Here is a 14,348-nt window from a genome sequence, read left to right as displayed (position 1 = left end):
ACGATGTTTGGTAAATTAAGTTGGGATGCGGTCCCGTTCCACGAGCCGATTGTGATGATTACCATCGCCATGATCGCGCTGGGTGGTCTGGCACTGTTTGCAGCAATCACTTATTTCAAGAAGTGGACCTACCTGTGGACCGAGTGGCTGACGTCGGTCGACCACAAGAAAATCGGCGTGATGTACATCATCGTTGCCATGGTCATGCTGCTGCGTGGTTTTGCCGACGCCATCATGATGCGTACCCAGTTGGCCATGGCCACCGAGGGTTCGCCTGGCTACCTGCCACCTGAACACTATGACCAGATCTTCACCGCTCACGGTGTGATCATGATCATCTTCATGGCGATGCCATTCTTCACCGGCCTGATGAACCTTGCAGTGCCGCTGCAGATCGGCGCGCGTGACGTTGCCTACCCGTTCCTGAACTCCCTGAGCTTCTGGCTGCTGGTTTCCGGCGTGGTGCTGATCAACGTTTCCCTGGGCGTTGGCGAATTCGCCAAGACCGGTTGGGTTGCGTATCCGCCATTGTCGGGCATTCAGTACAGTCCGGGCGTGGGTGTGGACTACTACATCTGGGCGCTACAGTTATCAGGACTGGGGACGACGCTGACGGGGGTCAACTTCCTGGCCACCGTCCTGAAAATGCGCGCCCCTGGCATGAAACTGATGGACATGCCGATCTTCACCTGGACCTGCACCTGGGCAAACGTACTGATCGTGGCTTCGTTCCCGATCCTGGCCGCTACCATGGCGCTGCTGTCGCTTGACCGTTACCTGGATTTCCACATTTTCACCAATGAACTTGGTGGCAATCCAATGATGTACGTGAACCTGTTCTGGGCATGGGGTCACCCTGAGGTGTACATCCTGATCCTGCCAGCGTTCGGTATCTTCTCCGAAGTGATCTCGACCTTTACCGGCAAGCGCCTGTTCGGTCACCACTCGATGGTCTACGCCTCTGGCGCGATCTCGGTACTGGGCTTCATGGTGTGGCTGCACCACTTCTTCACCATGGGTTCGGGGGCCAGCGTCAACGCCTTCTTCGGCCTGGCGACGATGCTGATTTCCATCCCGACGGGGGTGAAGCTATTCAACTGGCTGTTCACCATCTACCACGGCCGTCTGCGTATCACCAGCCAGGTTCTGTGGACCCTGGGCTTCATGGTGACCTTCGCCATCGGCGGCATGACCGGCGTACTGCTGGCCATCCCGGGTGCTGACTTCGTGCTGCACAACAGCCTGTTCGTGATCGCGCACTTCCACAACGTGATCATCGGCGGTGCGGTATTCGGTTACATCGCTGGCTTCAGCTTCTACTTCCCGAAAGCGTTCGGCTTCAAGCTGCACGAAGGCTGGGGCAAGGCTGCATTCTGGTTCTGGATCTCGGGCTTCTTCGTCGCGTTCATGCCGCTCTATGCACTGGGCTTCATGGGCATGACCCGTCGTCTGAACGCCACCACCAACCCTGAGTGGGTGCCGTACCTGTACGTCGCCATGTTCGGTGCGCTGATGATCGCGGTCGGTATCGCCTGCCAGCTGATCCAGCTGTATGTCAGCGTGCGTGATCGCAAGCAGAACATGTGCGAGTCGGGCGATCCATGGAACGGCCACACCCTGGAATGGTCGACCTCGTCGCCACCACCGTTCTACAACTTCGCTGTGATTCCTACTGCGACCACCATCGATGCGTTCACCGAAGCCAAGGAAGACGGTACTGCGTACCAGCAACCTAAGCACTACGAACCGATCCACATGCCAAGCAACACCGCCACTGGCGTGGTGATGGGCGCGCTGTTGACCGTGTTCGGTTTCGCGATGATCTGGCACATCTGGTGGCTGGCAATCGTGAGCCTGGTGGGCACCATCGGCTACTTCATTGTCCACGCTGCACGTGATGATCAAGGCTACATGGTGCCGGTCGAAACGATCGAGCGCATCGAAGCCGAGCAGCACGCTCGTCTGGTCGCCGAGAAGAAAATCCCGGCCAACCGTGTCGAAACCTCGTTGGAACAGGCTTAAACCATGTCGAACTTAGTGACCAATGCTGGACACGCCCATGTCGATGACCATGGGCACGATGACCATCACCACGACTCGGGGCCAATGACCGTCTTCGGTTTCTGGCTCTACCTGATGACCGACTGCATCTTGTTTGCGTCGATCTTCGCGGTGTACGCGGTACTGGTAAACAACGTAGCGGGTGGCCCGTCGGGCCACGACATCTTCGAACTGCCTTACGTGCTCGGCGAAACCGCCTTGCTGTTGTTCAGTTCGATCACCTACGGCTTCGCCATGTTGGCCTTCTACAAGGGCAACAAGAAGGGCGTACTGAGCTGGTTGGCACTGACCTTCCTGTTCGGCCTGGGCTTCATCGGCATGGAGATCAACGAGTTCCACCTGCTGATCTCCGAAGGCTACGGCCCGCACCGCAGTGGTTTCCTGTCGGCGTTCTTCACGCTGGTAGGCACCCACGGCCTGCACGTTTCGGCTGGCCTGCTGTGGATGGCGGTGATGATGTATCAGGTCAATAAGCACGGCCTGACCAACACCAACAAGACTCGCCTGAGCTGCCTGAGCCTGTTCTGGCACTTCCTGGACGTAGTCTGGATCTGCGTATTCACCGTCGTCTACTTGATGGGGACTCTGTAATGGCTAATGCACACTCCCATGACAGCCATGATGCGAGCCACGGCAGCGTAAAGTCTTACGCTATCGGCTTCATCCTGTCGGTCATCCTGACCCTGATCCCGTTCGGCCTGGTGATGTACCCAACCCTGCCGAAGTCGATCACGTTGATGATCGTCCTGGCGTTCGCGGTCATTCAGGTCCTGGTTCACCTGGTGTACTTCCTGCACCTGGACCGCTCCGAGGCCCAGCGTGAGAACGTGATTGCGTTCGTGTTCGCAGGCCTGGTGATCGTTCTGCTGGTTGGTCTGTCGCTGTGGATCATGTTCAGCATCCACACCTACATGATGGCGAAGTGAGGTAAGACCCGATGTCGCTTAAGCACTTTATCCAAATCACCAAACCGGGGATCATTTTCGGTAACGTGCTTTCTGTGGCAGGCGGTTTCTTCCTGGCCTCCAAGGGACATGTCGATCTGGCCATCTTCCTGGCTGCAATGATCGGTACGTCCCTGGTGGTAGCTTCCGGTTGTGTGTTCAACAACTGCATCGACCGCGACATCGATATCAAGATGGAACGCACCAAGAATCGCGTGCTGGTCCAGGGGCTTATCTCCCTGAAACTGGCACTGATCTTCGCGACCGTCCTGGGTGTTGCCGGCGTGGTGTTGTTGTACAAGGTGGCCAACCCGCTGGCGGCGCTGTTTGCCGTGATCGGCTTCGTCATCTACGTCGGCCTCTACAGCCTGTACCTCAAGCGCAAGTCGGTTCACGGCACGCTGGTGGGCAGTCTGTCGGGGGCGATGCCGCCGGTGATTGGTTATGTAGCTGTGACCAATAGCTTCGACATGGCCGCGCTGGTGCTGCTGGTGATGTTCAGCCTGTGGCAGATGCCGCATTCCTATGCCATCGCGATCTTCCGTTTCAACGACTACCTGGCTGCGTCGATTCCGGTTCTTCCGGTCAAGCGCGGCATCCAGGTGGCCAAGAAACACATCCTGCTCTACATCCTGGCCTTCCTCGTGGCGACCTTGATGTTGACCTTCAGTGGCTACGCCGGCATGAGCTACCTCGCTGTCGCCGCCGCCATGGGCATGTACTGGTTGTACATGGCCTGGACCGGCTACAAGGCGGTGGACGACACCGTCTGGGCACGCAAGCTGTTCGTGTTCTCGATCTTCACCATCACCGCGCTCAGCGTGATGATGTCCCTGGATTTCCAGGTGCCGAGAGAGTTGTTGCTGACCTACGCGCCCTGAGTGGTTCCAAGCAGTGAACAAGCCCCGCCTTCGTGAGAAGCGCGGGGCTTTTTCTTGGGCGCGGGTTAAATCGGCTGGCGGCTTTCTCGTCATACCTCACTGTATGAGCCGTGCGAATCCATTACCCGCGTACAAGGAGTTGTCACCATGGTCAGCGTCAGTCGTCGCTCCCTTCTCGCCCTGGGCGCGGCCCTGCCCTTGTTGGGGCGCCTGGATTGGGCGGTTGCCAGCCCGCCGCCGGCCAAGGCGGACAAGGTGCGGCTCAACTACAACGAAAGCCCCTACGGCCCTTCAGGTGCTGCCCGCGAAGCGATGCGAGAGGCGATTGCCACTGCCGGACGCTATCCCTACGGCCACATGTACGGCCTGGCCGCGCTGTTCGCCCAGCAGCAGGGGATTGCCGAAGAACAGGTCGCGGTGTTTTCCGGCTCCATGGCGGCGCTACGCTATGCCGTCCTGGCGTTTACCGGTGAAACCCGCGGCCTGGTGATGGCCACGCCGTCCTACGAGGTGCCGCGCCAGGCGGCCGAGTCGCGCAAGGCACCGGTGCGCGAGGTGGACCTCAATACCGAGCACGCCCACGATATCCCCGCCATGCTCGCCGCCGATCCCCAGGCCGGTATGCTCTACGTGTGTAATCCCAACAACCCGACCGGCACCATGACCCCGACCGACGCCATCCGCCAGGCGCTGGCGGACAAGCCCAAAGGCAGTGTGTTGGTGGTGGATGAGGCCTACATCGATTTCTCCGACGCCCCCAGCTGCGTGAGTTGGGTCAAGGAACACGACGACCTGCTGGTGTTGCGCACCTTCTCGAAAATCTACGGCATGGCCGGCGCCCGCGTTGGCCTGGCAATCGGTGCCCCGGCGCTGCTGGAGCGCCTCGCGGTGTTCGGCGGCGACAACGTACCGGCAGGCACCGGCTTGCTCGGCGCGCGCGCCAGCCTGGAAGACGTCAAGCTGTTGCCGCAACGCAAGGCGCTCAATGCCCAACTGCGTGAGGAGACCATTACCTGGCTCAAGGCCCGTGGGTTCACCTGCACGGCGTCCCAGAGCAACTGCTTTATGATCGATGTGAAGCAACCGGCCGAGCAGGTGATCGAGAAGCTGGCCGGGCAAGGTGTGCTGATTGGACGGGTGTGGAAGAACTGGCCGCAGTGGGTACGCGTCACGGTGGGGAGCAAGCGCGAGATGGCGCGGTTTCGTGAGGTGTTTGCGGCGCAGGTCCAGCGCAGCGCTTAACCCAGCACAAAACCAATGTGGGACGGGGTTTATTCCCACATTGGGTTCAGTGGTACTACTGCTGCGCGATGCTGTACCCATCAAACGCTGTCTGCTGCTGCAATGCGGTGATCACGCTCTTGCGGCTCAGCGGCTGTTCGGCGCCGGAGTTATCCACAAAGCTCTCAACCTCCAGTTCGGCCTCATCGCCTTCACCCACAAAGCTGAAGCCCAGGAACTCGAACGCGGCCCGGTCGACATTCAGTTTGGAGCGTGGCGTGCGCAGTGGCAGGGTGACGCTGATGCCGTCCTTGCTGATCACAAACACTTCGGCTTCTTTCTTGGGCCGTGCGGCCTTGCCCTTGCCGGCGCTTGGGTTGCTGATGGCCTGGTGGGACTGGTTCAGCACCTTGAGGGCCAGTCCGTAGACCAGCTCCTGGAACTCCGGGTCGTCCTTGAAGCTGGACAGGATGCGGCTGATCGAGAACTGGCTGCTCAGGTTTTCCAGGGCGGCGTTATCGGCGGCCTCGGCGTCCTTGAGTTGCTTGAGCTGGCCCATCAGGTCGTAGGCTTTGTCGTCGTCGAAGGCATCGTGAGCCTGGCGGATCGCCACGCGCAGTTCGCGGATCTGGTCGCTTTCCTTGGAGGTGTGGAACGCGTCCAGCACCATCTCGCTGATGATCTTGGCCGCAGGCAGGTGCTGTGAAAGATTGATGGCGTTTTCGTATTCAGCTTTGGATTGCAAGGCGACTACGGATTCTTCGGCGGATTCTGCGGTGTAGGAATCGGACATTGAAATTTCACTACTTCAGTAAGCGGAACAAAAAAGCGTCGCGCATTTTCAGGGGGGCAGGGGATCAGGTCAAGGCAGGTTCCGGCTGATGGGCAGGTATCTACACAACTTTGACTCAACGCTGAACGTCCGGCAGATAGGGCTGTTGTGGCGAGCGGTGTTGTGGCAAGCGGGCCTGTGGCGAGCGGGCTTGTCCCGCGTTGGGCTGCGTAGCAGCCCCAGTAAAGAAGAACGCGGTGTATCAGACACTCTGTAGAGGCTGGTTTTGGTGCTGCTTCGCAGCCCAACGCGGGACAAGCCCGCTCGCCACAGGGAGATTTGTCAGGGGCTGAAAAGTGGTTATGCCGATGGCCTCCATGAGAACTTCCCGCTCGGGCAGGGCGGGTTGTCGGACCAGGCCGCTGTGGACGTGGCCGCATACTGCTCGGGCCAACCGCGTCCGGGCTTCCCGGACAAGGTCAAGGACTGGCCCAACGGTGGCAATCCGGCGGATGCGCCCGACTAGTCCAGTTGCTTGAGGCAGGCCTGGAGGATATCCAGGCCTTCCTCCAGCACTGCCGGCTCAATGGTCAACGGTGCGAGCAGGCGGATGATGTGTCGCGATTTGCCGCTGGGCATCAGCAGTAAGCCGGCGGCGCGTGCCAGGCCCAGCAGCTGTGTCAGTTGCTGGGGCGCAGGCGTGCCGTCGGCTTGCGCCAGTTCGATGCCGCGCATCGCGCCGACGCCGGTCAGACGGCCCAGGTAGGGTGACAGGCGCTGCGCGCGCCAGCGCTCATAGCGGCTGATGATCGCGGCTTCCTGCTGTGCACCCCACACCTGTAAATGTGCGTCCGTCATGACTTCAAGGGTGGCCAGCGCCGCGGCACAGGCGATCGGGTTGCCGGAGTAGGTGCCGCCGAGGCCGCCCTTGGGCAGGTTGTCCATCAGCGCCTGGCGCCCGACCACTGCCCCCAGCGGCACGCCGCCGGCGATGCTTTTGCCGAGCAGGATCAGGTCCGGTTCGATACCCAGGCGCGAGAAGGCGAAGCGCTGGCCGGTGCGACCGAAGCCGGACTGGATCTCATCGGCAATCAGCAGGATATTTTTCTCATCGCAAAAACGCCGAAGGGCCTGGGCGAACTCGATATCCAGGGCCAGGAAACCGCCTTCGCCCTGCACCGGTTCGATAATGAAACAGGCCACGTCGTTGACGTCGATTTCCACGCTGAACAGACGGTCCATGGCCTTGAGTGCTTCGGCGCAAGTCACACCGTTGTCGGCGCTGGGGTAGGGCAGGTGATACACCGGGCCGGGCAAGACACCGACCTTTTGTTTGTAAGGCGCGACCTTGCCGTTGAGGTTCAAGGTGGCCAGGGTGCGCCCGTGGAAGGCTCCGTCAAAAGCGATGACGGCGCTGCGGCCGGTGGCGCCCCTGACGATCTTCAAGGCATTCTCCGCCGCTTCTGCGCCGCTGTTGGTCAGCATGCCGCTGACCGGGTAGTCCACCGGAATGAAGGCCGTCAGTCGATCCATCAATTCAATGTAGGGCCTATGGGGCGCGGCGTTGAAGGCGTAGTGGGTCAGCTGCGTTGCCTGGTCGCGAATGGCCTCTACCACCGCCGGATGGCAATGACCGAGGTTGAGCACGCCGATGCCGCCGACGAAGTCGATATAGCGCTTGCCCGTGGTGTCCCAGACCTCGGCGTTCCTGCCGTGGCTGAGGCTGATGGGGTGGACGACGGAAATCGATTGGCTGATGGTTTCGCGGCTCATGAATCTCGGACTCGGCAATGTTGGGCGTGTTTTTATCTAAGCCGTGAGCCCGGCCCTGGGGCAAACGAAATAAAGTCGCCGGGTCATTCCAAATCGGAAGGAGCTGTTGCCAAAAGGTCGTTTGTGGCAACGCCGCAAAGCCCTTGGTACTGCCGGGCAACATAGAGATCGGTGCGATGTGCTCAGCACCGAGCAGCCGGTTCGTTGCCCTCGGGCGTTATTCCGACACGATATCCTTGCCTGCCGCCTTGGATCGGTACAGCGCCTGGTCGGCGCGAGCCATCAGGGCGGCCGGCGGTTCCCCGGTGCGCCGCTCCACCACGCCGAGGCTCAGGGTGACGTTGAAATCGCCCACGGCGGGCAGTTGCGCGATCCTTTGGCGGATGCGCTCGGCCAACGCTTTCGCCACCTCCAGGGGGCTTTTGGGCAGTACCACGATAAATTCGTCGCCGCCCCAGCGCGCCAGCAAATCGCCCTGGCGCATGCAGGTTTCCAACCCTTCCACCACCCGCACGAGGGTCTGGTCGCCCACGCCATGGCCATGTCGATCATTGATCAGCTTGAAGTCATCGATGTCCATGGCGACCAAGGCCAGCGGCAAACGAAAGCGTTCTGCCCGGTCGCATTCCTCCAGCAGCACTTTCTCCAGGCGATAACGGTTTGCGACGCGGGTCAGGGCGTCACGCTCGGCCAGGGAGCGGTTTTCCTCCAATTGCAATTGCAGTTGCTGATTGACCCGTGACAGCTCGCGGGTGCGCTCGGCCACCAGGGCCTCAAGGGATTGATTGCGCCGTTCGAGCTGCTCGATGGAGCTTTTGCGCGTTTGGATATTGCGGTGGGAGCCCACCATCCGCGCTACTGAGTCATCGAGGTTGCGCGCAATGATGTAGCCACGGTCTTCGATCCACAGGTAAGTGCCGTCTTTTTTGCGGCAACGGTACTCGATTTGGTAATGGGGGGACCGACGCTGGAGGTAGTCATCAAACACTGCCATGACGCGAGGGTAATCGTCCGGGTGGATAATGTTCTCCCAGGTGAACACGCTGTTCTCCAGGGAGTGGGGGGGGTAGCCGAGCATTTCATACCAACCCGGGTTGCGGTAGACGAACCCCGTATTGGCGTTCCAGTCCCAAATGCCATCGCTGACCAGTTCCATGACGGCATGCAACATATCGGCGTTGAGGTCAGAAAAGTCATTCCTCAACGAATTGCTGCCAGGTGTATCGTCCATCTGTGCGCTCCCTGCGTTGGCTGGCACTTGGGACCAGCGATATTGACACCGATACTCCGTGGCTGACGCTACTGTACAACGGGCCTTGCACGCTTTGAATAGGGCGGATGCACGGCTCCAGGGTGTGGCTATGGGCCATTATTTGGGCGCCACCATCCTCGTCCGAGGCTTCCCGTCGGCGTTGTGCTGGTAGATCGCTTCAGGCTGGCCTTGTTCGTTGAAAAACACCTGGCCGATGCCTGCTGAGTTCCATAAACGTTCGCCGGCCTGGGCATGTTCCGGGATATGCGGCTCCACTTGCATGGTGCGACGGCGGGTGAACCCGTTGAGGGGGGAACGAGGGGAGTAGAGCCAGCGGTTAAGGCGGTCGAACCATTCCAGCAAGCGTGGCGGGAATTCGTTCTTGATGCCGCTGCTGGTGATCTGCCAGATGTTCGGGCCGGCGTTGCGGTGGCGGATCAGCACTTCGTACACGAACGAGTAATGCACGTCGCCCGAGAGGATCACGTAGTTACCCGGCGTACGGGAGTGACGGAAAATATTGAGAATGACTTGGGCGGCGCCGCGATGGGCCATCCAGTTTTCGGCATCCACCAGCAGCGGGTGGCCGCACCAACTGAACACCTTCTGCACGGTCTCGATCAGCTTGACGCCAAAAATCGGCGCGGGCGAGACGATGATGGCCGAGGGGTGGTCCAGCAGTTGCTGTTGCAGTTCGCTCAAGGCCTCCCAGTCCAGCAGGCCGGAGGGTTGTTTGAGGTTGAATTCGCTGCGCCAGCGACGGGTGCGGGTGTCGAGCACCACCAGGGCGGGAGTGGTGGGCAGCCTGTAATGCCATTGCTGGAATTTCAGCAGGGCTTCGAGTAGCGCATCCTGGGCGGCGGCGTCCAGGTGGTTGCCGCGCGCCTGGGCGGCCAACGTCTGGGTTTGCGCTACCAGCGCGCCAAACACCTCGGGCTGGTTACCCCAGCCCTGGCACAGCAGGTAAGCGAGCAGGGCATTGCCGATGATGCGTTTGGAGAAGGGGTGGCCATAGGCGGTTTCTTCCCACTGGGCGCTGAGGTTCCAGTCGTCGGTGATGTCGTGATCGTCAAAGATCATCAATGTGGACAGATGGGCAAATACCCGTGCCACACCCGGCAGGCCATCGCGAAATCGATCGAGTTGCACCTGCTCTCGGGCATACCGGTGCTGTTCATCGGCACTCAGTTGCGGTGGCTGCGGTGTAATCAGGCGCCAGGGCGTGGGCGACCAGGCCAGCAAATACATCGCCATCACTTCGGCGAAGGTCACCAGGTGGTTGTCGGCAGTGCTGCTGGTGAAGATCGGTTTCTTCACGCCGCCAAAAAAGCGTTCGCGCAGGGTCTCGTTGCTGTCCAGGGCGGGCAAAAGGTCCGCTCGGTGGTAATAGCTCGCGCGATGCCCATAGAGGCTGGCGCTGTCGTCCACCACCGCGCCTTCCAGGTATTCATCGAACAGGCCCAGGCATGTGATCAAGGCGTGAATCGCCCGCAGCATCGGCCCGGCCACATCGTCGGCGTACACCTGGTCGCCGCTCATCATCAACAGCGCGGGGCGCTCCGCCGGCGTGGGCGCGCTGGCCAGCAGGCGATCGACGCAGAGCAAGCCTTCGTCGGCAGGGTGGTGCGGTTTGCGGCAGGAGCCGTGCACCAATTGGCGAATGCGGCTATGCAGGACAAAACCCGGGGTGTCGGCGTTGCCATACAGCAAGTGTGGCGCCCACTCGGCAATGCCGGTGCCATCGACCAGCAGGTCGTAGCCGATCATCACATCCTGGGGCAGGGCATCGGCCAGTGGGAGGTCGATCAAATGGATAAACGCATGGCGCCCTACGGGCACGACTTGGCATTGCGCTTGAGCCAGTGGGAACGCCAGTGTCTGCCCGGCAACCTGCAGCTTGAGGGTCAATGCCAGTTCACGGCTGCCCATCAGCCACATCACCAGGCGCTGGGGCTCGAGACGTCGCAGCATAGGGCCGGCGAGGACGGCGGGCAGGGTGCCAGCTTGAAGCATAGGAATAGCGGCTCGGTGGTAAAGGGCCTCAAGGGTAAACCAGCGGATGTCGCTTTTTTGTCAAGGCGGGATGTCGAGCAAAGGAAAGGGGCCGGTAAAAGTGGCCCCTCTCTTTACTGCTTAAAGCACGTTACCGTTACCCAGGCTCTCCAGGTTGCCAGAGCGAGTGTTTCGCCGGGGCGTGCCCTGGTTGTGGGTATCAGTGGTCGATTCCTGCTCCGGCGTTTGCTGCTGCGTCGGTCGGCTTTGTGGTTCAGGCGCGGCTTCGACTTGCCGGTGGGGGTTGAAGTAGTTAGCGGTAGAGCCAAAAAAGATATCGATCATGAAAACCTCTGCTCTGTCGGGGCGTTGAATCAGCGTGATCAACGCACATCGAACCTACAGAGAGGGAAAGGGCTGGCCTATAAACGCCTTGCGTCAAGACATGACCCGGTGATCGTTATCGAGCCATGGCCATGCAGCGCAATGGCTCGGTCATGCAGGTTCGAACATCCGTCCGGGCCCCGATCTTCAAGCATCAGGTGTGAGTGCCTTCAATCACCTTGGGCACGGTAAAACGGAACTCACTGCCACGCCCCACCTCACTTTCGGCAACGATTTTTCCTCCGTGGGCCTGGACAATGCCCTGCGTGATATACAGCCCCAGCCCGCTGCCGGTGGGATTGTTTTCGGTCTGGGTCCAGTAGCGGTCGAACACATAGGGCAACTGCTCCGGTGCAATGCCATCACCGGAGTCGCGTACCGAGACCACAATTTCTTCACCGTTGCTCATGGCGCTGATGCCGATATTGCCCTGGCGCGGGGTGAACTTGATGGCGTTGCCGATCAGGTTCGACAGCACCTGGAACAGACGCTCCGGGTCGCCATTGATCTGCAGGCCGGGCTCGGCGTTGAAGGACAGGTCGATGCCTTTTTCCAGCGCCAGCGGCGCGAGAAGGGAGTAGGCCTCCTCGAACATCTGGCCAACGTCCAGCGCCACCGGCTTGACCACGTAGCGTCCCGCCTCGATTTTCGAGGTGTCGAGCAAGTCTTCCAGCAGCACATTCATGCGCGCGGCGGCTTGCTGCATGGTGTCGATCGCCGAGGAAATTCGTCGCGAGGTGTGGGGGCCTTCGGAGCTGAACGTCTTTTGCATCATGCCGCAGAGCATCGAGATGACCGTCATCGGGTTGCGCAGATCGTGGGAGACCACCGCCACCAGTTCATCACGGGCCCGCACCGCCTGTTGCTCGCGCAGTACCTGTCGCGCCAGGTCATTTTCCAGTGCGGAGCGGCGCAGGTCGTTGGCCGCAAAGCGGTCGCCATGGCTCCACTTGGTGGAGATGCCGGCCATTTCCACTTTCCAGATTTCAAACGAGGTGCGTGGGCGCAGGCGCAGGCCGGCGTCGGAGTTTTCCAGGTCCAGCGGTTTGCTCGGGTCGCCGCTCCAGTTGATGTTTTCTTTCACTTCCGGGCGGAACCACAGCACACCGTTGTCCACCGGCTTAGGCAGGCTCATGGCCAATACCCCGCTGGCGACCTTTTGAAACGCCGCCGCCGGTGGGTAGACCGAGGCCAGGTGATGGCTGGCGAATACCGGCTCGCCGCTTTCCTGCAACCACTGATGCAGCGCACGGATCTGCGCCGGCTCCGGGCAGTTACCGTAGCGGTGCAGTTGTTTGTCTTCGATGATCGCCACGCCGCCGGACAGGGTCAGGTCCATGAGCCATTGGCCGTGCTGGGCCAGGCCATCGAACACGGTGTTCTCAGAGGCTTTCATGGCGGCATCGAGCAGCGCCAGCGTTTCGACTTTTTCTTCGCGTTGACGGCTCAGGTCGAGGGCCTCCATGGCACTGATCTGCAGCGACAGCACCTGGCCGATGGTCTGGCAGGCGATGCGCAATTCATTGGGCACCAGCAGCGGTTCGCGATTGCCGCAACTGATCAGGCCCCAGAGTGTGTCACCCTTCATCAACGAGATGCTCATGGACGACAGCACGCCCATGTTCTGCATGTACTGGCAGTGAATCGGCGACACGCTGCGCAGAGTGGCGAAGCTCAGGTCCAGGGGCTCGCCGTTGTCCGGGCGCAGTTTGGGCAGCAGTGGCACCGGCTCGTAGGCGGCGTTCGGGATGATGCGTAGCCAGTTGGTGCGGTACAGCTCGCGGGCCTGCTCCGGGATATCGGACGCGGGGAAGAACAGCCCGTTGAACCGTTCCATGGACGGTGCCGATGCTTCGGCGATCACCTGGCCATGGCCTTCTTCTTCGAAGCGATAGATCAACACGCGGTCATAGCCGGTCATGGCCTGGATTTCAGTCACGCTGATTTCGTACAGCGCTTGCAGGGTTTTCGCTGATTGCAGGCGTTGCAGCATCTTGCCCAAGTCACTGGTGCGGCCATTCAGCGCCCGTGGGTGGAAATCCTTGAGGTGCGGTTCGAACTCCAGTACCAGCACACCCTGGTGACGGTGCAGCAGGCCTTCGAACGCTGCGCCGTTCAGGCTGACGAGCAGCGGCGGCGCGTCGAAAAAGCTGTTGTGCTCAGCCATGGCCTGTACGGCTTGGCCGTGCTCGGCACCGATCAGCATATGCAAGGGTTGGCCCAGCAGTGTCTCGGGTGCGTGGCCGAACAAGGTGCCCACGTTGGCGCTGACCTGGATGATATTCAGCTCAGGTTCTGACAGCGTCAGTAGCACGCCGTGAGGTTGAATCGCCCCCGGAAAACGGATCGGCTCGTTGGCACAGTTGGTAAGCAGCTTTTCAAAATCTTCGGGTTTCATAGCAGTACCTCCTGGCTGTCGAGCCATTGCTCAAAGCAGCTGAATGTTGAACGGGCCGCGTCTACCGCGCGCTGTCTGGCGGGCGTGTCCAATGGCTGGCGGCCTAGAAAGTCGAGAAAATCCGTCCAGCGCCGACCGGTCTCGGCGCCGTACACATCGAGAAACGCAGCGCCGTTATCCGCGTCCAGGCCCAGGCGCTGAGCCATTTCCCGGCGCAGCACCTGGCCGCCCAGGGTCGCGCCTTCCAGTACATACAGGGCACCGAGGCAGGCAGCGGGAGTGTCGAGGCGGGGCAGGTCTGTACAAGGCGGCAGGGTATGAATGGTAGCGTCACTCAAGCCCAGGGCGTGAAGATCGCTGACCAGGGTGGGCGTTTTCACACGCATGGCCTGGTCGAATCCGTCGGGGATCAAGTCACTGTCGTACAACGCGGCTTCCATCGGGCGATAAAACCCGTAGTACGCCCGGAGCAGGCGCTCGTACCAGTGGGCATCCAGGCGCTCGGAGAAAAATGGCAGACGCTTTTCGAGGACGACATGCAGCAGGGCAGTGCCCGCCCGCAGCGCTTCGAGTAAGGAGGGCGCATCTACGTCATGGGCCTGTGAGTGCATTCGGTGAGCTCGGACTGTGGGTCTTGCGACCATGAATGACGCGTGGAAATGGGCGGCGA

The 14,348-nt window shown here is 60.7% G+C and carries 12 protein-coding genes and 1 pseudogene; 6 read left to right on the top strand and 7 right to left on the bottom strand.

The window, feature by feature from the left end:
• The first annotated feature begins 3 nt into the window (after positions 1-3).
• From cyoB to P2T68_RS30905, 5 genes are all read left to right on the top strand, one after another.
• Entirely contained in the window at positions 4-2,022 is a 2,019-nt protein-coding gene (gene cyoB, locus P2T68_RS30925) for a cytochrome o ubiquinol oxidase subunit I (protein ID WP_024077338.1), read from the top strand.
• 3 nt (positions 2,023-2,025) lie between these two features.
• Positions 2,026-2,652, top strand: coding sequence for a cytochrome o ubiquinol oxidase subunit III (locus tag P2T68_RS30920; protein WP_024077337.1), 627 nt, complete (start codon positions 2,026-2,028; stop codon positions 2,650-2,652).
• Entirely contained in the window at positions 2,652-2,987 is a 336-nt protein-coding gene (gene cyoD, locus P2T68_RS30915; RefSeq protein ID WP_003176003.1) for a cytochrome o ubiquinol oxidase subunit IV, read from the top strand. Before P2T68_RS30920 ends, cyoD begins: the two co-directional genes overlap by 1 nt.
• Positions 2,988-2,998: 11 nt before the next feature.
• Positions 2,999-3,886, top strand: coding sequence for a heme o synthase (cyoE, locus tag P2T68_RS30910; RefSeq protein WP_024077336.1), 888 nt, complete (start codon positions 2,999-3,001; stop codon positions 3,884-3,886).
• A 147-nt stretch (positions 3,887-4,033) separates the two neighbouring features.
• Complete coding sequence (locus P2T68_RS30905; protein ID WP_277378712.1) at positions 4,034-5,128, top strand: pyridoxal phosphate-dependent aminotransferase; 1,095 nt, start codon at positions 4,034-4,036, stop codon at positions 5,126-5,128.
• Between the two features lie 55 nt (positions 5,129-5,183).
• On the opposite strand, the gene P2T68_RS30900 is transcribed toward P2T68_RS30905, so the two are convergent.
• Positions 5,184-5,900 (bottom strand): hypothetical protein, encoded by a 717-nt coding sequence (locus tag P2T68_RS30900; RefSeq protein WP_024077332.1) that lies wholly within the window; start codon positions 5,898-5,900, stop codon positions 5,184-5,186.
• A gap of 358 nt (positions 5,901-6,258) precedes the next feature.
• Here P2T68_RS30900 and P2T68_RS30895 point away from each other — a divergent pair.
• A pseudogene (locus tag P2T68_RS30895) lies at positions 6,259-6,405 on the top strand (hypothetical protein); the annotation flags it as partial.
• On the opposite strand, the gene P2T68_RS30890 reads toward P2T68_RS30895, so the two are convergent.
• From P2T68_RS30890 to P2T68_RS30865, 6 genes are all read right to left on the bottom strand, one after another.
• Entirely contained in the window at positions 6,402-7,652 is a 1,251-nt protein-coding gene (locus P2T68_RS30890; RefSeq protein WP_024077330.1) for an aspartate aminotransferase family protein, read from the bottom strand. The pseudogene P2T68_RS30895 and the gene P2T68_RS30890 sit on opposite strands and share 4 nt — an antisense overlap.
• Positions 7,653-7,869: 217 nt before the next feature.
• Positions 7,870-8,883, bottom strand: a complete 1,014-nt coding sequence (locus tag P2T68_RS30885) for a GGDEF domain-containing protein (RefSeq protein ID WP_277378711.1) — start codon at positions 8,881-8,883, stop codon at positions 7,870-7,872.
• 138 nt (positions 8,884-9,021) lie between these two features.
• Positions 9,022-10,917 (bottom strand): alkaline phosphatase D family protein, encoded by a 1,896-nt coding sequence (locus P2T68_RS30880; protein ID WP_277378710.1) that lies wholly within the window; start codon positions 10,915-10,917, stop codon positions 9,022-9,024.
• 120 nt (positions 10,918-11,037) lie between these two features.
• Positions 11,038-11,241 carry a hypothetical protein gene (locus P2T68_RS30875; protein WP_146015748.1) on the bottom strand — a complete coding sequence of 68 codons (204 nt, stop codon included), beginning with the start codon at positions 11,239-11,241 and terminating at the stop codon, positions 11,038-11,040.
• 193 nt (positions 11,242-11,434) lie between these two features.
• On the bottom strand, positions 11,435-13,678 hold the full coding sequence (locus tag P2T68_RS30870) for an ATP-binding protein (RefSeq protein WP_024077327.1): 2,244 nt from the start codon (positions 13,676-13,678) through the stop codon (positions 11,435-11,437).
• Positions 13,675-14,289 carry a biliverdin-producing heme oxygenase gene (locus P2T68_RS30865; protein ID WP_024077326.1) on the bottom strand — a complete coding sequence of 205 codons (615 nt, stop codon included), beginning with the start codon at positions 14,287-14,289 and terminating at the stop codon, positions 13,675-13,677. Before P2T68_RS30865 ends, P2T68_RS30870 begins: the two co-directional genes overlap by 4 nt.
• Positions 14,290-14,348 lie beyond the last annotated feature (59 nt).

It is taken from the genome of Pseudomonas sp. G11 (genome assembly GCF_029457515.1).
Lineage (GTDB): Bacteria > Pseudomonadota > Gammaproteobacteria > Pseudomonadales > Pseudomonadaceae > Aquipseudomonas > Aquipseudomonas gorinensis.
The sequence above is the reverse complement of the archived record's forward strand: the minus strand, read 5'-3'. Positions and strand labels throughout refer to the sequence as shown.

What these genes read in the sequence shown, in the direction of transcription:
- cyoB (WP_024077338.1), top strand. Translation starts at nt 4, where the DNA reads ATGTTTGGTAAATTAAGTTGGGATGCGGTCCCGTTCCACGAGCCGATT.
- P2T68_RS30920 (WP_024077337.1), top strand. Translation starts at nt 2,026, where the DNA reads ATGTCGAACTTAGTGACCAATGCTGGACACGCCCATGTCGATGACCAT.
- cyoD (WP_003176003.1), top strand. Translation starts at nt 2,652, where the DNA reads ATGGCTAATGCACACTCCCATGACAGCCATGATGCGAGCCACGGCAGC.
- cyoE (WP_024077336.1), top strand. Translation starts at nt 2,999, where the DNA reads ATGTCGCTTAAGCACTTTATCCAAATCACCAAACCGGGGATCATTTTC.
- P2T68_RS30905 (WP_277378712.1), top strand. Translation starts at nt 4,034, where the DNA reads ATGGTCAGCGTCAGTCGTCGCTCCCTTCTCGCCCTGGGCGCGGCCCTG.
- P2T68_RS30900 (WP_024077332.1), bottom strand. Translation starts at nt 5,900, where the DNA reads ATGTCCGATTCCTACACCGCAGAATCCGCCGAAGAATCCGTAGTCGCC.
- P2T68_RS30890 (WP_024077330.1), bottom strand. Translation starts at nt 7,652, where the DNA reads ATGAGCCGCGAAACCATCAGCCAATCGATTTCCGTCGTCCACCCCATC.
- P2T68_RS30885 (WP_277378711.1), bottom strand. Translation starts at nt 8,883, where the DNA reads ATGGACGATACACCTGGCAGCAATTCGTTGAGGAATGACTTTTCTGAC.
- P2T68_RS30880 (WP_277378710.1), bottom strand. Translation starts at nt 10,917, where the DNA reads ATGCTTCAAGCTGGCACCCTGCCCGCCGTCCTCGCCGGCCCTATGCTG.
- P2T68_RS30875 (WP_146015748.1), bottom strand. Translation starts at nt 11,241, where the DNA reads ATGATCGATATCTTTTTTGGCTCTACCGCTAACTACTTCAACCCCCAC.
- P2T68_RS30870 (WP_024077327.1), bottom strand. Translation starts at nt 13,678, where the DNA reads ATGAAACCCGAAGATTTTGAAAAGCTGCTTACCAACTGTGCCAACGAG.
- P2T68_RS30865 (WP_024077326.1), bottom strand. Translation starts at nt 14,289, where the DNA reads ATGCACTCACAGGCCCATGACGTAGATGCGCCCTCCTTACTCGAAGCG.